Origin of the sequence: Arthrobacter sp. V1I7, from assembly GCF_030817015.1 — a bacterium.
GTDB lineage: Bacteria > Actinomycetota > Actinomycetes > Actinomycetales > Micrococcaceae > Arthrobacter.
Genome location: NZ_JAUSYS010000001.1, coordinates 4744031 through 4768256, shown reverse-complemented (window position 1 = coordinate 4768256; position 24226 = coordinate 4744031). Strand labels below are relative to the sequence as shown.

20 protein-coding genes are annotated in these 24226 nt (G+C 67.3%); 6 read left to right on the top strand and 14 right to left on the bottom strand.

Annotated elements, in window-relative coordinates; translation table 11 throughout:
- Positions 1 to 47 precede the first annotated feature (47 nt).
- On the top strand, positions 48 to 704 hold the full coding sequence (locus QFZ69_RS22020; protein ID WP_306914540.1) for a LysE family translocator: 657 nt from the start codon (positions 48 to 50) through the stop codon (positions 702 to 704).
- A gap of 24 nt (positions 705 to 728) precedes the next feature.
- On the opposite strand, the gene QFZ69_RS22015 is transcribed toward QFZ69_RS22020, so the two are convergent.
- From QFZ69_RS22015 to QFZ69_RS21990, 6 genes are all read right to left on the bottom strand, one after another.
- Complete coding sequence (locus QFZ69_RS22015) at positions 729 to 1085, bottom strand: nuclear transport factor 2 family protein (RefSeq protein ID WP_306914539.1); 357 nt, start codon at positions 1083 to 1085, stop codon at positions 729 to 731.
- Between the two features lie 94 nt (positions 1086 to 1179).
- Positions 1180 to 2181, bottom strand: a complete 1002-nt coding sequence (locus tag QFZ69_RS22010) for a hypothetical protein (RefSeq protein WP_306914538.1) — start codon at positions 2179 to 2181, stop codon at positions 1180 to 1182.
- A gap of 62 nt (positions 2182 to 2243) precedes the next feature.
- Positions 2244 to 2744 (bottom strand): DUF456 domain-containing protein, encoded by a 501-nt coding sequence (locus QFZ69_RS22005; RefSeq protein ID WP_306914537.1) that lies wholly within the window; start codon positions 2742 to 2744, stop codon positions 2244 to 2246.
- Between the two features lie 182 nt (positions 2745 to 2926).
- Positions 2927 to 4138, bottom strand: coding sequence for an NADP-dependent malic enzyme (locus QFZ69_RS22000; RefSeq protein WP_306914536.1), 1212 nt, complete (start codon positions 4136 to 4138; stop codon positions 2927 to 2929).
- A 286-nt stretch (positions 4139 to 4424) separates the two neighbouring features.
- The gene (locus QFZ69_RS21995) at positions 4425 to 5111 is read right to left on the bottom strand and encodes a TetR/AcrR family transcriptional regulator (RefSeq protein ID WP_306914535.1); all 687 of its coding nucleotides are present in this window, start codon (positions 5109 to 5111) and stop codon (positions 4425 to 4427) included.
- Between the two features lie 152 nt (positions 5112 to 5263).
- Positions 5264 to 6583, bottom strand: coding sequence for an MFS transporter (locus tag QFZ69_RS21990; RefSeq protein WP_306914534.1), 1320 nt, complete (start codon positions 6581 to 6583; stop codon positions 5264 to 5266).
- 102 nt (positions 6584 to 6685) lie between these two features.
- On the opposite strand from QFZ69_RS21990, the gene rraA reads away from it, so the two are divergent.
- Together rraA and QFZ69_RS21980 are read left to right on the top strand one after the other, a co-directional pair.
- On the top strand, positions 6686 to 7162 hold the full coding sequence (gene rraA, locus QFZ69_RS21985; RefSeq protein WP_306914533.1) for a ribonuclease E activity regulator RraA: 477 nt from the start codon (positions 6686 to 6688) through the stop codon (positions 7160 to 7162).
- Between the two features lie 164 nt (positions 7163 to 7326).
- The gene (locus tag QFZ69_RS21980) at positions 7327 to 8766 is read left to right on the top strand and encodes a sugar porter family MFS transporter (RefSeq protein ID WP_306914532.1); all 1440 of its coding nucleotides are present in this window, start codon (positions 7327 to 7329) and stop codon (positions 8764 to 8766) included.
- A 91-nt stretch (positions 8767 to 8857) separates the two neighbouring features.
- Here the strand turns inward: QFZ69_RS21980 and QFZ69_RS21975 are convergent, their stop codons facing one another.
- From QFZ69_RS21975 to QFZ69_RS21965, 3 genes are read right to left on the bottom strand one after another with little or no spacing between them, the layout of a single operon-like run.
- A complete protein-coding gene (locus tag QFZ69_RS21975; protein WP_306914531.1) occupies positions 8858 to 10006 on the bottom strand; it encodes a mannitol-1-phosphate 5-dehydrogenase in 1149 nt (382 codons plus the stop codon).
- A complete protein-coding gene (locus QFZ69_RS21970) occupies positions 10006 to 12030 on the bottom strand; it encodes a PTS mannitol transporter subunit IICBA (RefSeq protein WP_306914530.1) in 2025 nt (674 codons plus the stop codon). Before QFZ69_RS21970 ends, QFZ69_RS21975 begins: the two co-directional genes overlap by 1 nt.
- 58 nt (positions 12031 to 12088) lie before the next feature.
- Positions 12089 to 12808 carry a TetR/AcrR family transcriptional regulator gene (locus QFZ69_RS21965; RefSeq protein ID WP_306914528.1) on the bottom strand — a complete coding sequence of 240 codons (720 nt, stop codon included), beginning with the start codon at positions 12806 to 12808 and terminating at the stop codon, positions 12089 to 12091.
- A gap of 173 nt (positions 12809 to 12981) precedes the next feature.
- Between QFZ69_RS21965 and ptsP the strand changes: the two genes are divergently transcribed.
- Together ptsP and QFZ69_RS21955 are read left to right on the top strand one after the other, a co-directional pair.
- Positions 12982 to 14667, top strand: coding sequence for a phosphoenolpyruvate--protein phosphotransferase (ptsP, locus tag QFZ69_RS21960; protein ID WP_306914527.1), 1686 nt, complete (start codon positions 12982 to 12984; stop codon positions 14665 to 14667).
- A gap of 56 nt (positions 14668 to 14723) precedes the next feature.
- Positions 14724 to 15146, top strand: coding sequence for a helix-turn-helix domain-containing protein (locus QFZ69_RS21955; RefSeq protein WP_306914524.1), 423 nt, complete (start codon positions 14724 to 14726; stop codon positions 15144 to 15146).
- A 173-nt stretch (positions 15147 to 15319) separates the two neighbouring features.
- Here QFZ69_RS21955 and QFZ69_RS21950 read toward each other — a convergent pair whose 3' ends face one another.
- On the bottom strand, positions 15320 to 16540 hold the full coding sequence (locus tag QFZ69_RS21950) for a CdaR family transcriptional regulator (protein ID WP_306914523.1): 1221 nt from the start codon (positions 16538 to 16540) through the stop codon (positions 15320 to 15322).
- A gap of 216 nt (positions 16541 to 16756) precedes the next feature.
- Between QFZ69_RS21950 and ald the strand changes: the two genes are divergently transcribed.
- Complete coding sequence (ald, locus tag QFZ69_RS21945) at positions 16757 to 17875, top strand: alanine dehydrogenase (protein WP_306914521.1); 1119 nt, start codon at positions 16757 to 16759, stop codon at positions 17873 to 17875.
- Positions 17876 to 18007: 132 nt separating this feature from the next.
- On the opposite strand, the gene QFZ69_RS21940 is transcribed toward ald, so the two are convergent.
- The 4 genes from QFZ69_RS21940 to QFZ69_RS21925 all read right to left on the bottom strand — a co-directional run bounded on the left by QFZ69_RS21940 (position 18008) and on the right by QFZ69_RS21925 (position 24225).
- Positions 18008 to 19063 carry a Gfo/Idh/MocA family oxidoreductase gene (locus tag QFZ69_RS21940; protein WP_306914519.1) on the bottom strand — a complete coding sequence of 352 codons (1056 nt, stop codon included), beginning with the start codon at positions 19061 to 19063 and terminating at the stop codon, positions 18008 to 18010.
- 128 nt (positions 19064 to 19191) lie between these two features.
- Entirely contained in the window at positions 19192 to 20919 is a 1728-nt protein-coding gene (locus QFZ69_RS21935) for an ABC transporter family substrate-binding protein (RefSeq protein WP_306914517.1), read from the bottom strand.
- 52 nt (positions 20920 to 20971) lie between these two features.
- Entirely contained in the window at positions 20972 to 23182 is a 2211-nt protein-coding gene (locus tag QFZ69_RS21930; protein ID WP_306914515.1) for an ABC transporter ATP-binding protein, read from the bottom strand.
- A complete protein-coding gene (locus QFZ69_RS21925) occupies positions 23179 to 24225 on the bottom strand; it encodes an ABC transporter permease (RefSeq protein WP_306914513.1) in 1047 nt (348 codons plus the stop codon). Before QFZ69_RS21925 ends, QFZ69_RS21930 begins: the two co-directional genes overlap by 4 nt.
- Position 24226 lies beyond the last annotated feature (1 nt).

Here is a 24226-nt window from a genome sequence, read left to right as displayed (position 1 = left end):
GCAATTTCCCTAGAGTTTCTCGTGTAACCAGGCCTTAGGAGCTCCGCATGAATCCCCAGTTGTTTCTCGCCTTCATGGTCGTCGCCGGCGCCCTCGCGTGTACCCCCGGGGTGGACTGGGCATATTCCATCACGGCGGGCCTGAGGCAGCGCAGCTTCGTTCCTGCCATCGCGGGGCTTTGCGGCGGCTACGTGCTGCACACGGTCCTTCTCGTGGCGGGACTGTCCGCCCTGCTCACCGGCATCCCCGGCGTGCTGGGCTGGCTGACCGTGGCCGGCGCGGCATACCTGCTCTGGCTTGGCGCCGCCACCATCAGGTCCTGGCGCGGAGCGAGTTTCGGCGGCGGTACGGCCGAGCTGCCGGCGCCGGCGAACCAGTTCCGGACCTTCGTCCAGGGCATGGGCACCAGCGGCATCAACCCGAAGGGCCTGCTGTTCTACGTGGCCCTCGTCCCGCAGTTCGTCAGCCCGGAGGCGCCCCTGCCGGTGCCGGTGCAGTCCGGGCTGCTGGGCCTGACCTTCGTCCTGCTGGTGGCCGTGGTCTACAGCTGCGTGGCACTGCTGGCACGGAAGATCCTGCATTCCCGGCCGGCGGCGGCCCGGCGGGTGACACTCGCCAGCGGAATCATCATGGTGGTGTTGGGCCTTGTGCTGCTCGCCGAGCAGCTCGGGCCGACGCTGGGCCACGCCGTGCTGCGCAGCTGAGCGACTGCCGGGACAGCGGCACCCTCACTTGCGCGGCATGTACCACTCGGTGAAGGACGAGGCCCGGCCGTCCGCGGTGAGCTGGATGACCCAGAGGTTGTCATAGCTGCGGTGGTCACGCTGGTAGGTGGTGCGGCCCTGCACGAAGGCCCGTCCGCCGTCGACGCCCAACAGCTTCCACTCGAACGACCAGTCACCGGGTTCATCCCGCGCGGCGACCCAGCCCTCAACGATCCGCTCCCGCCCGCGCCACGGCTCCGCCTCGTGCGGGCTCGTGAAGTACTCGGCATCCTCAGTAAACAACGCCCGGATGTCGTCCGGCTCGTTCGAGTTCCAGGCCGTGATGTAGTGCTGCATCCAGCGGATGGCGGCATCTCTCATGCCTCGTTTGTACTCCCTGATGCCGGGGCCCGCAAGGGTGGGGTTGACGGCAACATGCCGTCTGAGCTGGGACGGAAGCGCACCGGCACCCGGATCAGCCGCCCTCGCCGTCGGCCGCCCGGCCGTAATCGCGGTCCCAGAGTTCGTGCATCTCGGCGTCCTTCCGGATCGCCCTCACGGCCTCCAGTTCGGCGGGCTTCCGGCGCTGCCATTCCCTCGGGCTCAGCGATTTACGCCCGTTGTCCAGCAGCAGCAGGGCCCGGTCGGTCAGGGCATCGCTGCGCAGCGTGAAATCAGTCTTCCGCCGGCGCAGGACCTCCTGCAACGCGTCCCGGGCGGCACCGTAGTCGCCGAGTTTCCGCAACGAACGCGCCCGGACCAGCAGCAGCGCCGCCGAAAGGTCATCGCCGTTGAGCAGGCCCTCGGTGTCCGCGGCAACCTCCGCGTCCCTCCCCAGCACCGCCGCGAGGGAGCAACGGGCCAGGGCCATCGGCAACGATGGCGGCAGCCCCGCCAGGGCGGCCAGTGCGGCCTCCGTCTGGCCCGTCTCCCGGAGCGAGTGGGACAGCGCGAGGAATACCGCTTCCTCACTGAACAGGACCGGGACCTCGATCCGCTCCGCAACCTCAACCCGGGTGAGCACAGCGGCGAGGTACTCGGAGGCGTAGCCGTTCGCGGCGTCGTCGTTCCGGACGGAAAGGCCGCGCTGGAGCAGTTCGGAGGCGCGCTGGTATCCGCCATGCGAATATTCCAGCAGCCCGGCCATCAGATAGCAGAGCCCGGCCCAGCCCGGGAACTCCCGGGCCAGTCCGATCAGCCGGTCCGGGTCCGTGCTACCGAAAACAGCGGGATGCACGGCCTTCGCCGCCTTCCCGGCCGATCTGCCGGCGACTTTGCCCAGCCACGGAACGCCGCCCTCCACGGCCAGCGTGCCGCGGGTCCGCCCGGCCAGCACTCCCGAGACCAGGCCGCCCACGCCACCGGCGAGACCGCGCACCGGGGTGCGGATCAGCGCCTTGCGGAACGGCGTCAGGTCGCGGGTGTCGTGGAACAGGGGAGGCTGCTGGGGGGCGGATTCTCCGGGTCCGGCGCTCATGAACCCATGCTAGTAGGCTCCGGGACTTCCCGGCCGCAGAAGGGGTCCCCGGTCCGCGTCCGCTAGGCTGATCCGGCCACCCAGAGGCCGATTACCCAAGTGCTCGCGGCGAGGCAGGCCAGGCCGAACTCCACAATCATGCCGAGGCCGGTCGCCTTTAGGGCGGCCCAGCTGGAGGCGACGGCGGTACCGAAAACGCGCGTGCGGTGCAGTTCGCTGAGCAGGAGCCCGGCGGCGAAGCCCACGAACAGCCCCACCACGGGGATTATGAACATCCCCACGACGCCCAGGACCAGGCCGGCCACGACCGAACGGCTGGGGATGCTGTGCTGTTTGAGCTTCCGGCCGGTCAGGACGGCGCTGGCCGCCATTCCGGCCAGGACGAATACCATGCCGATACCGAACACCACCCAGCCCGTGATTCCGGCGCCGCCCCAGATCGCCCAGGCCAGCAGGCTGAGGCCGATCAGGAAGCCGCCGGGAAGCACCGGAATGACGGTGCCGGCAACGCCCACCAGGATGGCCAGCCCGCAGAGGATCGTCACAACAGTCTCGGGGTTCATCGCCCCAGTCTATGGCGGTCTGGGGCGGGGCGGGGGCCTGACGCTGGCACCCCCGGGACCCCGCGCGGAGGCCCTTCCGGGCCGCCGCAAGCACCAACGACGACAGCGACGCCTGCCCCGCGGGAAAAGGGGAAGCGTCGCCGTCGTCGTTCGGTAGCCGGAGGCCTTCTGCTGCGGGTGGGTTACTCCGCCTCGACCGCAGCGGCAACGGCGGCCGAGACGGCCGGCGCCACGCGCGGATCCAGCGGGCTCGGCACGATGTAGTCCGCGGAGAGTCCATCCTCGGCGAGGGCGGCGATGGCGCGGGCCGCGGCCAGCTTCATCGCCGGGGTGATCCGCCGGGCGCCGGCGTCGAGAGCTCCGCGGAAGATCCCGGGGAACGCCAGGACGTTGTTGATCTGGTTCGGGAAGTCGCTCCGCCCGGTGGCGACGACGGCCGCGTACTTGCGCGCAATCTCCGGCAGGACTTCGGGGTCCGGGTTGGACAGGGCGAAGACGATGGAGCTGTGGCTCATGAGTTTCAGGTGCTCCTCGGCGAGCTTGGAGGAGGAGACGCCGATGAAGACATCAGCCCCGAGCAGCGCCTCGGCGGGGCCGCCGACGACGCCGCGGGGGTTGCTGCGCCCGGCGAGCCGTGCCTTCTTGCTGCCCGGGTCCGCGGCGATGTCGGCGCGGACCTTGTTGATCACGCCGCGGGAGTCCAGCAGGACGACGTCGCCGACGCCGGCGGTGAGCAGGATCTCGGCGACGGCGATTCCGGCGGCACCGGCACCGGAAATCACCACGCGGAGGCCCTCCAGCTCCCGCCCGGTCACCTTTGCGGCGCCGGTCAGGGCCGCGAGCACCACGACGGCGGTGCCGTGCTGGTCATCGTGCATGACGGGGCAGTCGAGGGCCTCGATGAGCTTTTCCTCCAGCTCGAAGCAGCGCGGTGCCGAGACGTCCTCGAGGTTCACGGCCCCGAAGCTCGGGCGCAGCCGGACGAGCGTCTCAACGATCTCGTCCACGTTGGTGGTGTTGAGCACCAGCGGGATGGAATCGAGCTCGCCGAAGGCCTTGAACAGGGCGGACTTGCCTTCCATCACGGGAAGTGAGGCGCTGGCGCCGATGTCGCCGAGGCCCAGCACGGCGGTGCCGTCACTGACCACGACGACGAGGCGCTGGGCCCAGGTGAGGGTCTTGGCCAGCTCCGGGTCGGCGGCAATGGCGCGGCTGACCTGCGCGACGCCGGGCGTATACGCGATCGAAAGATCGCGCTTGCTGGCGAGCGGGACGGTGCTGGAAATCGACAGCTTGCCGCCCTGGTGGGATGCGAAGATCTCCTCATCGCTGAGCGGCGCCACCGGCTCTGCGGCGGAAGTGGAGTCGGCGGGAATGATCGTTTCAGTGGACACGTCGTTGTCTCCTGGGGCTCACCGTGGGCGCACGGGTATGGGAAGCTCAAGCACAATGCTCAAGTCGGGCTGTGGGGCGTCGGGTGGCGGCCCATGGATGGCGGGCGGCCGGTGAAGCTCCGGGAAGTGCTGGCGGCGGGGCCGCTCCGGTTCTGCAATGGTACGTTTGCTGGCATCCGCCGAGGTGTCATGAGCCGGCGATCGGCCGTGGTGAAGCGTTTATCCCGACTTTTTGTGAGCTACCTCACCTAAAATTGGAGCTTTAGGCGGTATCGGTCTAGACCGGTTACGCGGCCCCGCGGGGACCCGACAGCAGGGCACACGCTTTTTTCAGGGCTTCCTCCGCCTCGAACAATGAGAGGCGGCGGCACCGGACCGACTGGACCAGACCGGTGACGGTCAGCAGCAGCACCCGGGAGATCCCGACGTCGTCGCTGACGGCGGTGACAGCCTGCTCCGCCAATGCGTCAATCTCGCGCAGCAGCCGGGTGGTGTCGGACCCCTTCACGTAGACCGCTTTGCTCAGACACTGCTCGACGGCCGGCTGCATGAGGCGCATGTGGAAGATCTCCATCGCCACCGCGACCAGCGCATGCGTCTGCGCCGGGCCGTTCGCACCGGTGCCGGCCACCGGTCGGCGCGCGGGCCCCGGGCCGGCCGGGGCGGGCTTGTGCGCACGGCTGGCAGCCCGTGTCCGCGCAGATGAGGGCGCGGGCGTCTCCTCGGGGGCATGCAGCTCCGCCAGCTGCTTGCGGTACAGCGCGAGGACCAGCTGGGTGGGCGAGGGAAAGTATCGGTAGAGGGTCCCCAGCGGAACATCGGCCTGGGCCGCAACTTCGGAAAGGACCACGGAGTCCAGGCCCTTGCGGGCGTATCCGGCGGCCACTTCGAGGATCCGGGTGTAGCGCAGGCGCTGCCGGGGCAGGGTGGGAGGAGGAGCCATCGGTGGAAGATCTGAGTGGTTTTCAGGCATCAGCACCGTTCCGGGGGTCGGTATTCTCGGCAGCCGGGAGGGGTTCCCCCGCAGCGCTGCCGCGGCGATTCCCGACCACTATACGGTACCGCCGCAGGCACCCGGCGAGTCAGCGCGGGATCCGGCGGACGCCGAGCGCTGGGGCCCCGCGCTCAGTCAACGCCCTTGATTTTCACGACAAACACTGCTCCCAGAAGTCCGATCACCGCAGCCGCCACGTAAAGCGAAACATAGCCGCCCCACAGTGCTACGAAGGGAAACGCGATCAGCGGTGCGAGCACCTGAGGCAGCGAGTTCGCGATGTTGAGCACGCCCAAGTCCTTGCCGCGGCTCAGCGCCCTGGGCAGCACCTGGGTAATCAACGCGAAGTCCACGGCGAGGTAGCAGCCGAAGCCGATGCCGAGCACGGACGCGCCGATCAGGGCTCCGGTCCAGGTCGGGGCGATGGCCAGGATCAGCGAGGCCGCCGCGATGATGCCGGAGGAGATGATGACCAGCGGCTTCCGTTTGCCCATCCGGTCGCTCAACCGCCCGCCGGCCACGCTCGTGATGATGACCATGACCGCGTACAGCCCGGTGAGGACCAGCACCCCGAATTCCGGTTCGATCCCTTGGGTCTCCTTCACATGGACGGCGTCCTTGAGGAAGAACAGCAGGTAGAGCGTGACCATGTGGTTGCCGATGTTGACCAGCAACCGCGTCAGCCACGCCCAGGCAAAGTCCGGGTACAGCAGCGGGGAGACCCAGAAACTCTTGGCGAAGCCGGCCAGGCTGAACGCCGGACGGGCCTCCGCAGGCAGCGGGACGTCGTCGTTCTTGAAGAAATAGAGCACGACGCCGGCGAGCAGCGCCGCCGCGCAGACGAAGTAGCCGGCGGCAAAGTTTCCCGTGACGGCGGCGGCGATCACCGCGCCGATCAGGATCCCGACAGTCTGTCCCATGGCGGCCAGTCCGCCCACCGTCGCGCGCTGCCGGACCGGCACCCGGTCCGGGATTGCGGCAGTAATGGCGGCATAAGCGCCGTTGCACCCGGCCTGGACCAGGCACCACAGCAGCGTCATGACAGCGACGTTCGGCGCACCGGCGAGCGCGATCAAGGCTGCGGCGCCGAGCACCGCCCCGAAGACCACCCACGGCACCCGGCGGCCCAACCGGGACGTGGTGCGGTCGCTGAAGGCTCCGAACAAGGGATTGACCACGAGCGACACCGCGGCGCCCGCGCCGGTCACGAGGGCAAGAATGGCTTCCTTGTCCTCTTCACTGAAGGCTGCCGCCTGCTGGCCGAGCAGAACCTGGATCGGGCCGAAAAAGGCCGCATTGATGCCGAGATTCACCAGCACCACGCCCGCCGTCCAGACCGGGCCGACGCGCCGCTCCGGCTCGCCGAGCGCCACCGCCGCCGCCCCCGTCGCCCTGCCAGGACCTGCGACGGCAGGATCCGGAGCCGCTCCAGGCGTTTCGGACAGGCTCATGTTTGTTCTCCCGGAACTGGTGACTCAGGCTGATAGTCGCTCTGGGGCCAGACTATCGTGGGGATCAAGGTCCGCCCTCTATTTCTCGTCGAAGGAGCACCAATGACCGCATCGACCATCAACACCGCCGACCTCTACGACGAACGGGGCGAGGAGCTCGATTCCGTGGCCCTGCAGTTCCAGTCGATCGGCGGCCATTCGCATTTCAGCGGACCGGTCCGGACGGTCCGCTGCTTCGAGGACAACGCGCTCGTGAAGTCGACCCTGTCGGCCCCGGGCGGAGGGGCCGTTCTGGTGGTCGACGGCGGCGGTTCGCTCCGGACCGCACTGATGGGGGACATGATCGCGGCGAGCGCCGTCAGCAACGGGTGGGCCGGCGTCGTCGTCAATGGCGCCATCCGTGACCGGACCGCCGTCGCTGAGCTGCCGCTGGGAGTCAAGGCACTGGGCAGCAACCCGCGCAAGAGTGCGAAGGCAGGTGACGGGGAGGTCGACGTGGAGTTGGTGATCGACGGCGTGACCATCCGGCCCGGTGCCATGATCTGGTGTGACCCGGACGGGATCCTCGTCCAGCGCTGAGGGGAAGCCGGGAAGGGCGTCATCCGCGTAACGGGCGGGTGCCCGGCAGCGGTAAGGGTATGTTTCCTCTCACTATTTGGCCCGTGTGACAGGCGGCACGCCGGGTCCGATGCAAGACTTGGTAGCCGCGGCGAAAACCGTGGACCGACTTGCCGAGGAGCCGTATGACCACCATCCAGGACCAGACCGTCGCCAAGATCCCCAACCGGGTCATTTGGCTGGCCGTTGCGGGGGCCGTCGGCGGCTTCCTCTTCGGCTTCGACTCCTCCGTCGTCAACGGCGCCGTCGACGCCATCAAGGACGAGTTCGCGCTGAGCGAGGCCGTGACGGGCTTCGCCGTGGCCGTGGCACTCCTCGGCTGCGCGGCGGGCGCCTACCTGGCCGGCAAGGTTGCCGACCGCTATGGTCGCATCCCCGCGATGAAGATCGGCGCCCTGCTGTTCTTCGTCAGCGCCATCGGCACCGGCTTCGCCTTGGGCGTCTGGGACCTGATTTTCTGGCGCCTGGTCGGCGGCCTGGGGATCGGCCTGGCCTCCGTGATCGCTCCGGCGTACATTTCCGAGATCTCGCCCCGCCACGTCCGGGGACGCCTGGCCTCGCTCCAGCAGCTGGCGATCACCACCGGTATTTTCGCCGCCCTCCTCTCCGACGCCCTGTTCGCAAACTCGGCCGGCGGCGCGGACCAGGACCTCTGGTTCGGGCTGGAAGCGTGGCGCTGGATGTTCATGGCTGCTGCCGTCCCTGCCGTCGTGTACGGCTGGATCGCGTATACCCTGCCCGAATCCCCGCGTTTCCTGGTCTTCCAGGGCAAGGATGCGGATGCCCTGAAGGTCTTCAAGTCGATCGCCCCGGACGAGGATTCGGACCGCCACCTGCGCGACATCAAGAACGCCATCGACGAGGACAAACTCGCCGGCCAGAAGGGCTCCCTGCGGGGCAAGGTCCTCGGGCTGCAGCCGGTGGTCTGGATCGGCATCCTCCTGTCCGTGCTGCAGCAGTTCGTCGGCATCAATGTGATCTTCTACTACTCCACCACGCTGTGGAAGGCCGTGGGCTTCCAGGAGAAGGACTCGCTGACAATTTCCGTTGCCACCGCCATCACGAACATCCTGGTCACCCTCGTGGCGATCGCCCTTGTGGACCGGATCGGCCGCCGTCCCATCATGCTGGCGGGCTCCATCGGCATGGCCCTCTCCCTCGGCACCATGGCCGTGGCCTTCAGCTCGGCCACCGGCGAAGGCGAGGCGATCTCCCTGCCCGGGGCCTGGGGGCCCGCTGCGCTCGTCGCGGCCAACGTCTTCGTCATCAGCTTCGGAGCCTCCTGGGGCCCGCTGGTCTGGGTGCTGCTGGGTGAGATCTTCCCGTCCCGGATCCGGGCACGCGCCCTGGGCCTGGCCGCGGCTGCCCAGTGGATCGCTAACTTCGCCATCACCCTGAGCTTCCCGGCGATGGCCGCGGCCTCCCTGCCGCTGACCTACGCCATGTACGCCCTGTTCGCAGCGGCGTCGTTCTTCTTCGTGATGTTCAAGGTGCCGGAGACCAACGGCATGTCCCTGGAACAGGCCGAAACGCTCTTCGTCCCGAAGGACTCCGCCAAGTCCTGACCCTCCGGCACCTCCCGAGGAGACAGTTAACGCCCATGTTCCTGCTGAACATGGGCGTTTTCTGCGTCTCTTTTTGGCGTTCGAGGGCTGCTTAGACGCTTGCCTTCGCTTCTTCGACCAGGGCGGACACGGCCGGGAACAGCGGATGGCTCCGCTCCAGGCCGGTGATCTTCTCCGTTGCCGCGTCCGGCGCGGAGGCGGCGAGGATCTTCGCCAGCTCCACGGCCTCCGCGTCGGCCGGATCGTTGAAGCGCAGTGCTGCGGCGATCGCGCCGAGCAGGGCCTCCGGGACGATCCCGCGTTCGGCCAGTTGCGCCGCCGGACCGATGAAGCGTTCGTGCCGGCTGAGCTTGCGCAACGGCGCCCGGCCCACCCGGTTCACGGTATCCGGGAGGTGCGGGTTGGAGAAGCGGCCCAGAATCTTCTGCACATAGGCCTCCTGCTCCTCACGGTTGAACCCGTGCTTATGCACCAGCAGCTCCTTGGTCTCGTCCAGGACGGCGCGCACATCGGCCGCGACGTCCTGATCGGCCATGGCCTCGGAGATCTTCTCCAGGCCGGCCTCAAAGCCGAAGTAGGCCGCCGCGGCGTGCCCGGTGTTCACCGTGAACAGTTTCCGCTCGATGTACGGCTCCAGGTTGTCCACGAAGGTGGCCCCCGGAATCACCGGTTCCTTGCCCGCGAACGGGGTCCGGTCGATGACCCATTCGTAGAACGTCTCGACCGTGACATCCAGGCCCTGTCCGGCCTCCTGGTTGGGCACGATCCGGTCCACTGCCGTGTTCGCGAACACGGCGGCATCAGCGAGGGAGCCGGCGGCCGGATCCCACTGGGCCGCCACCTCGCCCCTGAGGATGTCCGTGGCGTTGATGGCGTTCTCACACGCCATCACCTGCAGCGGGGCGAGACCCGGAGCCCGTGCCGCGATTCCCCTGGCGATCACCGGAGCCACGAACTTCAGGATGTGCGGACCCACCGCCGTAGTGACGGCATCCGCCGTCGCGATCTCCGCGATGACGTCGGCCTCCTGGCTGCTGGAGTTCAGCGCGCGGAAGTTCGTGACGGTGCGGACGGTGGGGTCCTCCCCCACCTCGTGGACCTGGTAGCTGTCCGCGGCGGCCAGCTGGGTGATGAGGGCATCCGCGACATCCGCGAACACCACCTCGTACCCCGCCTCGTGCAGCAGCAGGCCCACGAATCCGCGCCCGATGTTTCCGGCGCCGAAATGAACAGCCTTCACTATGAGTTGACCTTTCCGAACAGGTCCAGCACTTCATCGACCGTGGTGGCAGCCTCAAGCTGCGCCACCTGCGCCTTGTTGGTGAAGACCTTCGCGATCGAGGAGAGGATGTGGAGGTGTTCGTTGTTGATGCCGGCGACGCCGACGACGAACTTCACTTCCTTGCCATTCCAGTCGATGCCGTCCGGGTAGCGGACCACGGAGACCGCGGACTTCATGATGTGGTCCTTGGCGGCGTTGGTGCCGTGCGGAATGGCGAGGTAGCTGCCCATGTACGTGGACACGGATTCCTCGCGTTCGTGCATGGCGTCCAGGTAGGCGGTGTCCACGGCGCCGCGCGCCAGCAGGAGCCGGCCGGCCTCATCGATCGCGTCGTCCCGGGTTGTGGCCGTGCCGTTGAGGATGACGCTGTCGGCCACCAGGATGCCCGACGGCGGGGCGGCTTCGGCAGGAGCCTCAGTGGCGCTGCCGGCCCTGGCCACGGGGGTTCCGGCGTCGGCAGTTGCGGTGTCTGCACTTCCTGCGGAATTGCTGTGCTGGACCAATTCCACAATCTCGTCGTAGCGCGGGCTGTTCATGAAGTTGTCCACGGAGACATGTACCGCACTGGATGTGACCGGCTTGGCGCGCTCGGTGAGGTCCTGGTGCGTGATGACCACGTCGTAGCTGTCGGTGAGATTTGCGATGGACGCGTTGGTGACCTTGACGTCCGGGAAGCCGGCAGCCTTGATCTTGTTCCGGAGCACCGAGGCGCCCATCGCGCTGGACCCCATGCCGGCGTCGCACGCGAACACGATGTTCTTGACCGGGCCAGCCATGACGGCTGTGCCACCGGCACCGCTGCCCGCACCCACCAGGGCTGAGGAAACGGAGCTCTTCTTGCCCTTCATGGCCTCCATCCGCGAGGTGGCCGCGCCAAGGGCGTCTTCCTCGGTTTCGCCGACCGGGGTCTTGCTGGACTTCAGGATTACCGAAGCGATCAGGAAGGAGACGGTGGCTGCGAGCAGGACCGAGAGGATCACTCCGAAGTAGCTGTCACGGGCAGTCTGGGCGACCACCGCGATGATGGAGCCAGGGGCCGCCGGGGCTACGAGGCCTGAGTTGGTGAGGGCCAGTGTCGCGATCCCGGTCATGCCGCCTCCGATCGCGGCGAGGATGAGGATCGGCTTCATCAGCACGTAGGGGAAGTAGATCTCGTGGATACCGCCGAAGAAGTGGATGATGGCGGCACCGGGCGCCGAAGCCTTGGCCAGGCCCTTGCCGAAGAACATGTACGCGAGCAGAATGCCGAGGCCCGGGCCGGGATTGGCCTCAAGCAGGAACAGGATGGACTTGCCCTGTTCAAGCGACTGCTGGATGCCCAGCGGGGTCAGCACGCCATGGTTGATGGCGTTGTTCAGGAACAGCACCTTGGCTGGTTCAATGAAGATGCTGGTCAGCGGCAGGAGGCCGTTGTTGACGAGGAACTGGACCACGTTGCCCGCGGCCGTGCTGAAGGCCGTGACCAGCGGGGAGATTCCGTAAAAGCCGAGCATGGCCAGCAGGGCGCCCCAGATGCCGGCGGAGAAGTTGTTCACCAGCATCTCGAAGCCCGGGCGGATTTTGCCGTCCCAGATCGAGTCAATCTTCTTCATGGTCCAGCCGCCGAGGGGGCCCATGATCATGGCACCGATGAACATCGGGATACCGGCTCCGACGATGACGCCCATAGTGCCGATGGCTCCCACGACGCCGCCCCGGACGTCGTAGACCATCCTGCCGCCGGTGTAGGCGATCAGAAGAGGCAGCAGATACGTGATCATGGGGCCGACGAGGCCCACATTCGGGTCGCCCGCGGCGTCCGTGCCGAAGCCGCCCAATGCAGGGACCGGGATCCAGCCCTTCTCAATGAACAGCGCCGTGATGAGGCCCCAGGCGATGAATGCGCCGATGTTGGGCATGATCATTCCGGACAGGAACGTCCCGAACTTCTGGACGCTAACCCGCATGCTTGTGCGGGGTTTTGCAACTGTCTCTGTTGCCATGTGATTTCCTAACCGTGATTCCTGCTGCTCCGCAGGATGGTCCGATGATTTCGACGAGCTAGCTGGTGGAGATTCGGTGGAGCCATTCAAGGAACAGCTTGAGTTCCGAGCTGGAGAGCTGGTCCGAGTGTGACGCCTGAAGAGCGGCGTTCAAGGCGATGGCCGCGACAACCACCGAGGATTTCCCCGAATTTTCAGCGCCGTTGTCCCGGGCCTGCTCCGTGGAAACCGCAAAGATCATGGCGTCACGGGTCATGGTGGAGAGCTCGAGGTTCCGCTCGGGCGCCTTTTCCGCGATCAGCATGAGCGTCACGCCCACGTTGGCGGCCAGGATGCTCCTGGCCGCTTCCCGGGGCGGGACGTTGAGCTGGCCTGCGACGGCGGCCTTGTTCAGCAACTCCTCCATGAGCGCCTCGGCATCGGCGACGATGACGGGGCGGCTCTCCGGACGAATATTGCCGAACATGACCAAATACAGTTCCGGCTGCTTGAGGCCGAACTGCACGTGCTTGTCCCACATCCGGCGGATATCTTCCAGCGGCTGCCCGGACGGCGCGAAGTCGCGTTCGTCCGCCACGTACTCCTCAAAACCGGCCGCGACGACGGCGTCGAACAGCCCTTCCTTGTCACCAAAGTGGTGGTAAAGGGTGGGGGCAGTCACTCCCGCCAGCCTGGTGATCTGGCGGGTGGAAACGGCGCCCCCGGCTGAGTTGGCCAGCAGCTCGGCGGCTGCACGAAGCAGTCGCGTTTTGGGCGGTAGCTGGCCATCGGAACTCATAACCGCTACCCTAGCACCTATAGCAACGCTATATGAAGTGCATCACATACAATTTTTTCAGGTGCCGCGATCCCCCGGTTGACGTAGCCGTCAGCCGCTTGCACACAGGACCTACCGGATCAGCGGCGGCGCCTGAACCGGCCCCCGGCCACGGCAGAGAATGAGGACCTTCAGTGCAGAACTTCCCAGGCGTGGGCGTCAGCCCCGGCCGCATCATCGGCACCATCCGCCAGATGCCCAAACCCATCAGCGAACCCCCTGCGGGCGAGCAACTGCCGGCCGGTAGCACGGCGGAGGAAGCGACCGCGGCGCTGAAAGCGGCCGCTAAAGCAGTCCACGACGAGCTCAAAGCCCGGTCCGAGACTGTCAGCGGCGACGGGAAGGCAGTCCTGGAGGCGACGGCACTCATGGCCACGGACACCATGCTCCTGAAGAGCGCCGCCAAGCTGATCGGCCGCGGGACCTCCAGCCAGCGGGCCATCTGGGAGGCCGGCGCCTCCGTCTCGGAGATGCTGCACAACCTGGGCGGCTACATGGCCGAGCGCGCCACCGACGTCCTGGACGTCCGCGCCCGGATCGTGGCCGAACTGCGGGGAGTGCCCGCACCCGGCATCCCCACGTCCGCCACGCCGTTCATCCTGATCGCCGAGGACCTCGCGCCCGCAGACACCGCGACGCTGGACCCGGAGAAGGTCCTGGCGTTGCTCACGGCCGGCGGCGGGCCGCAGTCGCACACCGCCATCATTGCCCGCTCCCTGGGCCTGCCCGCCGTCGTCGCCGCCATCGGCGTCGATGAGCTCCCCGACGGAACCGAAGTCTACGTGGACGGCGCCGCCGGCCTCATCACCGTTGACCCGGGCGAATCCGAACGCGCGGCCGCGGCCCATTGGGCAGTCACCGCCTCGCTGCTGGCCGACTTTGACGGCACGGGCGCGACGGCGGACGGTCACCTCGTGCCACTCCTCGCCAATGTCGGCGGAGCCAAGGACGCCGTCGCCGCCGCCGCGCTCAACGCCCAGGGCGTGGGCCTCTTCCGGACCGAGTTCTGCTTCCTGGAACGCGACACCGAACCCACGGTGGACGAGCAGGCGGTCGCCTACAAGGGCGTCTTCGACGCCTTCCCGGGAAAAAAGGTGGTGCTCCGGACCCTCGACGCCGGAGCCGACAAGCCCCTGCCTTTCCTGTCCGACGCCACCGAGCCGAACCCGGCCCTCGGCGTTCGCGGCTACCGGACCGACTTCACCACGCCAGGTGTGCTGGAGCGCCAGCTGCAGGCAATCGCCCGGGCGGAGCAGGAATCCGAGGCCGACGTCTGGGTCATGGCGCCGATGATTTCCACGGCCGAGGAAGCCGCCCGGTTCGCCAGTATGTGCGCCGAGGCCGGGATCAAAACCCCTGGCGTCATGGTGGAGGTCCCCTCCGCGGCCCTGACCGCCGAGGCCATCCTCCGCGAGGTCGGCTTCGCCAGCCTGGGCACCAACGACCTCACGCAGTACGCCATGGCGGCGGACCGCCAGCTCGGCCCGCTCGCGGCCTTGAACACCCCGTGGCAGCCCGCCGTGCTCCGGCTGGTCGGCCTGACGGTCGAGGGCTCCGTCGCTGAGGGCCACAACAAGCCGGTGGGTGTCTGCGGCGAGGCCGCGGCGGACCCCGCCCTCGCCGTCGTCCTCACCGGACTCGGCGTCAGCACGCTGTCCATGACGGCACGGTCGATCACGGCCGTGGCCGCAGTGCTCAAGACCGTCACGCTCGCCGAGGCGCAGGAGCTTGCCAAGTTGGCCCTCTCCGCGCCGAGCGCGACCGAGGCACGGGCATGGGTCCGGGAGAAGCTGCCGGTGCTTGAGGAGCTCGGGCTGTAGCGCCGGAGTCAGCAGCGGCAGCGCGAGCCTCCACCCGGGGCGCTAGGATGCACTCCATGGCACAGATAGCCCCCCGGGTGACGGCCGGCCTTCCGGCCGAGGACGCGCAGAAACTGAAGTACGCCCTGAACGGCAGTGACGACATCACCGTTTTCGTGGACGGCACGGTACATCGGCTGCCGCCGGAGGCGCGGGACGCCGTCGTCGATCTGCTCAGCCGGTTCAGCCGGGGCGAGGCGGTCACGGTCAGCAGCGTCGAGGAAATGCTCACCACCTCGAAGGCGGCGGAGCTGGCCGGCATCTCGCACACCTACCTGCGGAACATGACGGACCGGGGCGAAATCCCGGTGGAATACCGGGGCACTCACCGCCGCATCAGGCTGGCGGACATCATGGCCTGGCTCGAAACGCAGAAAAAGAACAGTACTGCCGACGGAGCCCCGGGCGCCGGGCATGACGGTGCCGCGGATGGTTCGTGAAGCCGCGATCAGGCTCAAGCAACGATCCCGGCCCTGCGCGGAAACGCGGAGAAGGCCGGGGTTACGCTTGAATCTCGGGTAAGTTCAGAGGGTGGCACATCGTGGCTGGCATTGCCGCCTTGGTGCTCACCCGACAGCCCCACACGGGACGGCCTCGGCTGGCTTCCGGCCCGCTAGATTCTGGGCCGTGCCGCCCAGCGCCGCGCCTTGAGCGCCGCGTGGAGTTCCAGCCGCACCATCCCCTTGAGCGGATCCACGCCCAGGAGCTGCCGGATCCGGCCGAGCCGGTTGTAGATGCTGCTCCGGTGCAGGTGCAGCTTGTCGGCCACCTCCTGGACCGAGCCGTCGTTGTCGTAGAACAGCTCGAGTACGGGCAGGAGTTCCCCGTTCCGGTCCTGGTCCTCCAGGAGCCGGAAATAGACCGAGCCCGAATCCGCCCAGGCCCCTGCACCACCGCCGGCGGAGGCCAGCAGCTGGTAGAGCCCGGTGGCCCGGGAATCGACAAGTTCGCCCAGCTGGGGGTCCACCGCCGCGGCCTGCGCCGCCTGGCGGGACTGCCGGTACGCCTCGGCCAGTTCACGCGGTTTGGCGAAGCCCTCCGACGTGCCGAGGATGATCCGGCGGACTGGCCGTCCGGAGCGTTTGGCCAGCTCCAGCTGGTAATGGACCAGGACCTGGGCGTGGTCCGCCCGGCCGGTGGATTCCTGGAACAGCACCACGGCGTGGGTTTCGGTGCCGGCGCTGAACAGGGCCGCGTCCACGCCGATCGTGGCCTGCAGCGCGGCGGAGCGGTGGATCAGGGTGGCGGCGATGGGATCCGATCCCTCGGCCCAGCCGTCGGCGTCGAGCACTGTCACCAGCTGCCAGGGCCCGCGTCCCTGCACTTCCTTCCAACCGGCCACGGCGGCGACCGCGTTGAACTCGCTCCGGCAGGCGGCGAGAAATTCCTGCTCGCGGCGACGGCGGAACTCCGATTCGGCAGTATTGGAATCCAGCAGCAAGGCGGAGAGCTGCTCCACTTCGCGGGCCACGTCGGGCAGGTGGGCGAGCACCGACGTCGCATTGGGCTCTTCGGCGTCGAGCTGGACCCACAGGTAGCCCACCCGGAAACCCCGTACCAGCAGCGGGACGCAGACCCGGCCGAGCATGCCCAGCTCCTCGTTCGCCGGCACGACGACGGGGCGCACCGCCGTGGCGATCCCATGCGAGAGCTGCCAGGCGCTGACATCCATCGGCACCCGCTTGCTGAGCAGGAAGTTCACCCGCACCCGGTCCGCATGCGACTGGTTGGAGCTGTACGCGAGCAGGACCCCGTCCAGGTCTTCGAGCGAGAGGCCCCGGCCCAGCTTCAGCGCCACCTGCTCCACGAGCTGTTCCACGTCCTGCTGCTGCATCCTGCCAGACTACTGGCCGGACGGACAGCAGGCGACACCTGACGCTCCCGGACTCGACAATTGTCTATCGACTGCTTCCAGGAACCGTGGAAATCCGCGGAACGGGTGCGACGGCGGTATCCCGGCGCTGTCGGCTGCCTCACAGCGGGATTTATTCTGGAGATACGACTTCCCCCCGCACATCCGGCCGCAAAGGCCACCAGCACTGGAGCCCAAATGATCATCGGTGTCCCCAAAGAGATCAAGAACAACGAATTCCGCGTCGCCATCACCGCTGCCGGCGTCCACGAGTTCCGCACCCACGGCCACCCGGTCCTGGTGGAGCGCGGCGCCGGCCTGGGCTCGGGGATCACGGACGAGGAATACGCCATCGCCGGCGCCGAAATCGTCGTCGACGCCGATGACGTCTGGGCCCGCGCCGACATGGTCCTGAAGGTCAAGGAGCCGGTCAAGGCCGAATACCACCGCTTCCGCAAGGGCCTGATCCTCTTCACCTACCTGCACCTGGCCGCCGAGCCGGAACTGACCCAGGAGCTCATCAACAGCGGCGTCACCGCCATCGCCTACGAGACCGTCCAGGAGGGCCGCACGCTGCCGCTGCTGGCCCCGATGTCCGAGGTCGCCGGCCGCCTGTCCGTCCAGGTCGGCGCGACCTCGCTGATGGCTCCGGCCGGCGGCAAAGGAGTGCTGCTCGGCGGCGTCCCGGGGGTCCGCCCGGCCAAGGTCGTCGTCCTGGGCGCCGGTGTGGCCGGCACCAACGCCGCCGCGATGGCGCTGGGCCTCGGCGCCGACGTCACCATCCTGGACATCAACATCAACCGCCTCCGCGAACTCGATGCCCAGTACCAGGGCCGCCTGAAGACCGTCGCCTCCAACGCCTACGAGATCGAGAAGTCCGTCGTCGACGCCGACCTCGTGATCGGCTCCGTGCTGATCCCGGGCGCCAAGGCCCCGAAGCTCGTCACGAACGAACTCGTCTCGCGGATGAAGCCGGGCTCCGTGCTGGTGGACATCGCCGTGGACCAGGGCGGCTGCTTCGAGGACACGCACCCGACCACGCACCAGGAACCGACGTACAAGGTCCACAACACGATCTTCTACTGCGTTGCCAACATGCCCGGCGCCGTGCCGAACACCTCCACCTACGCGCTGACCAACGTCACCCTGCGGTACGCCGTCGCGCTGGCCAACCTCGGCGTCTCCGCCGCGTTCGAGCGCGACGCCGCCCTGGCCGCCGGCCTGAACATCGCCGCCGGCAAGGTCGCCCACCGCTCCGTGTCCGAGGCGCACAACCTGCCGCTCGTGGCCGACTGGCACCAGCTGGTCTCCGCCTGACACCGGCTTACGCGTCGGCTGCTCCCTAACCGCCCTTCCGGACACCCGGAAGGGCGGTTGGGCCCACACCGGCAGGGTTCCCTGGCCGAGCTTGCGAGGCGAGGGGGCCGGTGGGGAGCAGCCGTTTGCTGTTTAAGCCAGCGCCCGGGCCTGCTCGATCAGCCGCAGGACCTCAACCGGACCCGCGGGATCCACCGGGAGCGGCAGCCCCGAGGCCGCGCCGCCGTCGTTGATCTTTTCCGCCAGGATCCGGTAGAACTCCGGGTAGGCGCCGCGGTCGGTGGGCAGGCGGTCCAGGTGGCCGTCCCGCCCGAGCAATCCGGCCCAGTCGGGGTCCTCGACGCCGTACTCCTCGTCCAGCGGGCTGCCGCCGGCCACAATGTACGGTTCCTGCGGGTCCACGCCGTGCTTGGTGTAGCCGCCCTCGCTGCCCAGCAGCCGGAAGCGCGGCCCCTGCTGGGCGCACAGCATATTCATCCACAGGTGGCTGGTGACGCCGGAATCGTGCCGCAGCGTCAGGAACACGTCGTCATCGACCTTCTCCCCCGGGCGCCGCGCGTCGAGTTCCGCGTGGACCACCGCGGCCGGTCCGAACAGCTCAAGCGCCTGGTCCAGCAGGTGCGTGCCGAGGTCGAACAGCACGCCGCCGCCGTCGTCCGCCGTCGCTGACGCCTTCCAGGCCTTCGCGACCGCAGGCGACCAGCGCTCAAAGCGTGACTCGAACCGCGAGACGGTACCGAGGCCGCCGCTGCCCACCAGGCCGCGGACGGTCAGGAAGTCGCCGTCCCAGCGCCGGTTCTGGAAGACGGTCAATACCCGGCCCAGCCGTTCGGCCAGGGCAATCAGCTCCTCGCCCTCCGCGCTGTGCACCGTGAACGGTTTGTCCACGACGACGTCGAGCCCGGCTTCCAGCGCGGCCTTCGCGAGCGGGTAGTGCGTGGCCGGCGGCGTGCCGAGCACCAGCAGGTCCAGTTCACCGCCCAGTTCGAGGATGTCCGCCGGACTGTCGACGATCCTGGCCGCGGGATAGCTCGCGGACGCCGCGGCTTTGCGGCCGGCGTCGGACGTGGAGATGACCTCGAGGGAGAAGGCGGGGACGGCCGCGATCAGCGGCGCGTGGAAGACGCTGCCGGAGAGACCGAAGCCGGCAATGGCGACTCGGATGGGCCGGGAGGAATCTGTTGTCATGGCTCATACGCTACCCCGGACGCTCCCCCACGTAATGCAGAAAATTGAGCGACGCTCCCTCACCCGCTGAGGGAGCGTCACTCCGAAAGCTGCGAAAAGTGAGGGAGCGTCGGATCGAACGGGGAGGACTACTTCTTTTCCCAGCCCAGTGTGGTCCAGTCCGGAACCTGGGACAGGCTCTGGAACAGGGACGGGCCGTAGTTGGCCAGACCGGTGCGGGCGAAGGAGATCTGCGGTCCGTTCATCACGACACCCATGGAGAAGTACTTCGCCATGTGCTTCTTTTCCACTTCCATGGCCGCCTTGTTCCGCTCGGCGTTGTCCTCGATCGAGGCCAGCCTGGCGATGTCAGCATCCAGTTCGGCGTCGCCCAGCCCGTTTTCGTTGGTCTTGGAATCGTAGAACTGCTTGACCGCATCCGTCGCGTCAGAGCCGACCGTGTAGCCGGAGATGCTCAGGAAGAAGTCACGGCTGCCCAGGACCTTCCCGAAGTCGGCCGAGGCGCGCTGGTCGATTCCGACGTCCATGCCGCCGGCCTTGAGCTGGTTCTGCAGCGTCTGGGCAAAGGCCAGGGTGGTGGGGTCGTCACCGAAGTTGCTGATCTTGAACGCGGCCGGGACGCCGTCCTTCTCCATGATGCCCGCGGCGTTGGCCGTGTAGCCGGCGTCGGTCAGGACCTTCTTGGCGGCATCGGCACCGCTCTCGGTCACCGGGTAGTTGTCCTGGTAGTACTCGGAGAACGGCAGCAGCATCATCGATCCGGAGCTGGGCTCTTCCCAGTTCAAGCCGTTGAAGCGGACCTTGCGCAGGGCCTCGCGGTCTACCGCCGTGAAGATGGCCTTCCGGATAGCGACGTCGTTCATCGGCGCCTTCTGGGCATTGATGTTCAGGCCGCCGGCGAAGAGACGCTGGCCGCGGCGGATTTCCGAATCCTGGGTGCCTTCGAGCTGCTTGTACGGCGTGATGGTGTTGGCGGAAACGCCGTCGATCTCACCGTTCTTGAAAGCGGCGATGGCGGCGCTGCTCTCCAGCTGGCGGAAGACAACCTTCTCGAGGACGGGCTTGGTGCCCCACCACTTCTCGTTCTGGACGAGCGTGACCGTCTTGGCGGCGCTGTCGTACTGGTCAACCTTGAAGGGGCCGGCCATCCACTCCGGGTGCATCTCGCCCGTGAAGCCGGTGTTGAAGATCTCGGGGGTGTTCACGGCCGGGTGAACGAGACCGAAGAAGAGCGATTCCAGCGGGTAGACCGGCTGGGTGGTCTTGACGATGACTTCCTTATCGCTGCTGCCGGCCTCTACGGACTCAACAAACTCGTAGGCTCCGGAGCTGACGACGTCGAAATCCTTGTTTTCGCCCTTGAGCACGTTCCAGGTGTTCTGGAAGGCCTTCACATCGATCGGCGTGCCGTCGTTGTAGCTGGCTTTGTCATTGACCTTGATGGTGATGGTCTGCTTGCCATCCGCGATCTTGCTGTCCACCGACTCGCAGAAGTCTTTGTTCGGGGTGGCCTTGCCCACGAAGTCGAGCTTCCAGCAGCCGCCGGTGCCGCCACCGTTCACGGCCACCGGATTTACCGGAACCATCAGGGCGGTGTTGTCCGCGCTGTTGCCGTTGTTGGAGAACCCGTTGAAGTCCGGCCCGATGTTGCCCAGCGGCAGCGTGACAGTTCCGCCCGGCTGCAGGTCCTTGGCGTCCTTGGCGTTGATGCTGATGAGCTTGGTCAGATCACTGCCCGCATCCTGGCCCCTGCCGGCCTCCGGGCCCTGGGCACCGCCGCCCCCGCCACCGCAAGCGGTGAGCGCGAGCGCTGCCACGACGGCGGTAACTCCGCCGATCTTGGTCAGATTCTTCATGGTGTTCCCTTCATTTCCTGCTGCGAGTTGTGATGCGTGGTGGTTCGGTAAGTCAGGTGGGTTCGTGGACAACGAGCATGTCCGCGTCCAGTTCGCCGTCGGGGTAGAAGCAGGCGAATTGCTGGTCTGTGGTGCCGGCGGCCGCCGCCGCATCCGGTTCCAGCCGCGGCTCGATGGTCAGGCACTTCTCCTGCTTCGCGGGTGGCAGCGCCGCGAACACCGGGCAGCGGCTGGCGAAGTTGCAGCCCTTGGGCGCATCGAGCGGCGACGGCAGGTCGCCCTGCAGGATGATACGTTCGCGGGTGCGCTCCAGCCGTGGGTCCGGGACCGGGATCGCGGAGAGCAGTGCGCGCGTGTAGGGGTGGCGCGGGTTGTCGAAGACGCTGTTTACCTCCCCGATCTCCACGATCTTGCCCAAGTACATCACGGCGACGCGGTTGGAGATATGGCGCACCACGGACAGATCGTGCGCCACCATCAGATAGCTCAGCCCGAGCTCGGCGCGGAGCTGGTCCAGGAGGTTGATGACACCGGCCTGCACGGACACATCGAGGGCGGAAACCGGCTCGTCCAGCACCACCAGCCTGGGGTTCACGGCGAGGGCCCGGGCAATGCCGATGCGCTGGCGCTGTCCGCCGGAGAACTGGTTGGGGAAGCGGTTGACGTGGTCAGGCTGCAGACCCACGAGTTCCATCAGCTCCAGGATCCGCTTCCGAATGGCGGGCTTGGCCATTCCGGCGTTTTCCAACGGTTCGGCCAGCACCTCGTACACCGTGAAGCGCGGGTCGAGGGCACCGGTGGGGTCCTGGAACACCATCTGGAGTTCCTTGCGCATGGCGCTGCGGGTCCGGAAATCGGAGGCTTCCTTGTTGCTGAGACCGCCGATCCTCACCTCGCCGTCCTGGTTCTTGTGGAATTCCATGATTTCCAGCAGCGTGGTGGTCTTGCCGCAGCCGGATTCGCCCACGATGGAAAAGCACTCGCCCTCGCGGATGTCGAAGCTCAAACCGTCCACGGCCTTCACCGTGCCGATCCGCCGCTTGATCAGCGCGCCCTTCGTCAGCGGGAAGTGCTTCTTCACGTCTTTGAGCTCCAGGACGGCCTTGCGCTCGGTGCGGGGGACCGCATCGAAGCGCGAGACCGGAACGGCCGGGGCCCGGAAGATCTCGTGAACGTCCACCCCGGCGCCGAGCGAATCCGTCTTGATGCAGGCGGCCTTATGTTCCATGCCGCCGTTCCCGCCCGTTCCGCCGACCGGCCAGAGCTCCGGCTCGCCTTTCAGGCAGGCCTCGCTGGCCAGGGGGCAGCGCGGGGCGAAAGAGCACCCGGTGGGAGCGTGGACCAGGTTCGGCGGGGTGCCCTCGATCGGCACCAGCGACGACTTCTCCGCCATGTCCACACGCGGCACCGCACCCAGCAGGCCCATGGTGTACGGCATCCGCGGGTTGTAGTAGATGTCATCCACAGTGCCGGTCTCCACCGGCCTGCCCGCGTACATGACCATGATGTCGTCCGCCATGCCTGCGACCACGCCGAGGTCGTGGGTGATCATCACGACGGCGGCGCCGGTTTCCTCCTGCGCGGTGTGCAGCACCTCCAGCACCTGGGCCTGGATGGTGACGTCGAGGGCGGTCGTCGGCTCATCGGCGATGAGCACCCGGGGATTGTTGGCGATCGCGATCGCGATCATGACGCGCTGGCGCATCCCGCCGGAAAACTCGTGCGGGAAGGCTTTCAGCCGGTCCTTCGGGCTGGGGATGCCGACCATCGCGAGCAGCTCGACGGCGCGGGCCTCCTTGGCCTGCTTGCTCATGGTGGGGTTGTGGACCGTGAGCGCCTCGATGATCTGGGCCCCGACCGTGTAGACCGGGGTCAGGGAGGACAGCGGATCCTGGAAGACCATGGCGATGTCGTTGCCGCGGAACGCACACATGGCCTTGTCGCTGAGGCCCAGCAGTTCCTTGCCCTTGAGCCGGACCGAACCGGTGATCTCCGCCGTCGGGGCCAGCAGGCCCATGATGGCCATGGCCGTTACCGATTTTCCGGAGCCGGACTCGCCCACGATCCCGAGCGTCTTTCCGGGCAGGAGGTCGAAGTCGACGCCGCGGACCGCGTGCAGCACGCCGTTCTCCGTGTTGAAGCGGACGTTGAGGTTCCGGACAGACAGGACGGCGTCCGTGGGTGCGTGCAGCCCCGCCACATGCAGTCGCTCGGCGGTGTTCGGACCGTTCGATTCGGTGTTGGCGGCGATTTCGAAGCTCATTTGCTGGTCTTCTTTGCTGTCTTCTGTGTCTTGCCCGCCTGTGTCTTGCCCGCCTGTGTCTTGCCCGCCTGTGTCTTGCCCGTCCGGGCGCGGCTCCTGTTGGCGCTGCCAATGGAGCTGGAACTGGGATCGAATGCGTCCCGGAGGCCGTCGTTCATCATGGCCAGTGATCCGGTCAGCAGGAACATCACGACCAGCGGCACCCAGAACATCCACGGGAAGGTGGAGACCTGGGAAGTGGCCTGGCCGATCAGCACGCCAAGGCTGACGTCCGGGACCTTGATGCCGATGCCGATGAAGGAGAACGCCACTTCGGCCAGGATGGCTCCGGTCACGCCGCGGGTGATGTCCAGGACCAGCAGCGAGCCGATGTTGGGGACGAGGTGGCGCCAGACGATGCGGCGCGGCGGGATGCCCATGTACTGGGCGGCCTTGACGAAGTCGCGCTGCATCAGGGACATCGAGAGGGACCGGATGAGGCGGGCGGTGCCCATCCAGCTGAAGATCAGCAGGACGATGATCAGCAACAGCCAGCTGGGAAGGTTCTGCTGGAGGCCATTGCCGCCGCCGCTCGTGGCCACGGCGACCACCAGCAGGGCTGGCATCATGATCAGGGCTTCGAGGACGAACAGCATGACCTTGTCGATTTTTCCGCCGAAGTAGGCCATGGTGCAGCCGTAGACGGCGGCGATCAGCACCGAGACCAGGCCCACAACGAGACCGATCAGGATCGAGATCCGGGTCCCTTCGACGGTCAGGGCGTAGAGGTCGATCCCGGCCTGGGAGGTGCCCAGCGGGTGCTCCGCCGACGGCGGCATCCCGATGTTGAACGGGTCGATGGTCTCCTTGTCCCAGCTGGAGAAGAAACCGCCAATGAAGGAAAAGACGGTCAGCCCCAAAAAGATGACGAGACCGGCCACGGCCGTCTTGTTGCGCAGGAAGCGCCGCGCGATGATGGTGGCCTTGCCGATCACCACATCGTTGTTCTCGATTTTTGCCTCGGCAGCGACGGCGGCCGGATCGATGGCGTTCAGGTTCGTCATG

Coding starts and splice junctions, on each gene's coding strand:
- QFZ69_RS22020 (WP_306914540.1), top strand. CDS start 48: ATGAATCCCCAGTTGTTTCTCGCCTTCATGGTCGTCGCCGGCGCCCTC.
- QFZ69_RS22015 (WP_306914539.1), bottom strand. CDS start 1,085: ATGAGAGATGCCGCCATCCGCTGGATGCAGCACTACATCACGGCCTGG.
- QFZ69_RS22010 (WP_306914538.1), bottom strand. CDS start 2,181: ATGAGCGCCGGACCCGGAGAATCCGCCCCCCAGCAGCCTCCCCTGTTC.
- QFZ69_RS22005 (WP_306914537.1), bottom strand. CDS start 2,744: ATGAACCCCGAGACTGTTGTGACGATCCTCTGCGGGCTGGCCATCCTG.
- QFZ69_RS21995 (WP_306914535.1), bottom strand. CDS start 5,111: ATGCCTGAAAACCACTCAGATCTTCCACCGATGGCTCCTCCTCCCACC.
- QFZ69_RS21990 (WP_306914534.1), bottom strand. CDS start 6,583: ATGAGCCTGTCCGAAACGCCTGGAGCGGCTCCGGATCCTGCCGTCGCA.
- rraA (WP_306914533.1), top strand. CDS start 6,686: ATGACCGCATCGACCATCAACACCGCCGACCTCTACGACGAACGGGGC.
- QFZ69_RS21980 (WP_306914532.1), top strand. CDS start 7,327: ATGACCACCATCCAGGACCAGACCGTCGCCAAGATCCCCAACCGGGTC.
- QFZ69_RS21970 (WP_306914530.1), bottom strand. CDS start 12,030: ATGGCAACAGAGACAGTTGCAAAACCCCGCACAAGCATGCGGGTTAGC.
- QFZ69_RS21965 (WP_306914528.1), bottom strand. CDS start 12,808: ATGAGTTCCGATGGCCAGCTACCGCCCAAAACGCGACTGCTTCGTGCA.
- QFZ69_RS21955 (WP_306914524.1), top strand. CDS start 14,724: ATGGCACAGATAGCCCCCCGGGTGACGGCCGGCCTTCCGGCCGAGGAC.
- QFZ69_RS21950 (WP_306914523.1), bottom strand. CDS start 16,540: ATGCAGCAGCAGGACGTGGAACAGCTCGTGGAGCAGGTGGCGCTGAAG.
- ald (WP_306914521.1), top strand. CDS start 16,757: ATGATCATCGGTGTCCCCAAAGAGATCAAGAACAACGAATTCCGCGTC.
- QFZ69_RS21940 (WP_306914519.1), bottom strand. CDS start 19,063: ATGACAACAGATTCCTCCCGGCCCATCCGAGTCGCCATTGCCGGCTTC.
- QFZ69_RS21935 (WP_306914517.1), bottom strand. CDS start 20,919: ATGAAGAATCTGACCAAGATCGGCGGAGTTACCGCCGTCGTGGCAGCG.
- QFZ69_RS21930 (WP_306914515.1), bottom strand. CDS start 23,182: ATGAGCTTCGAAATCGCCGCCAACACCGAATCGAACGGTCCGAACACC.
- QFZ69_RS21925 (WP_306914513.1), bottom strand. CDS start 24,225: ATGACGAACCTGAACGCCATCGATCCGGCCGCCGTCGCTGCCGAGGCA.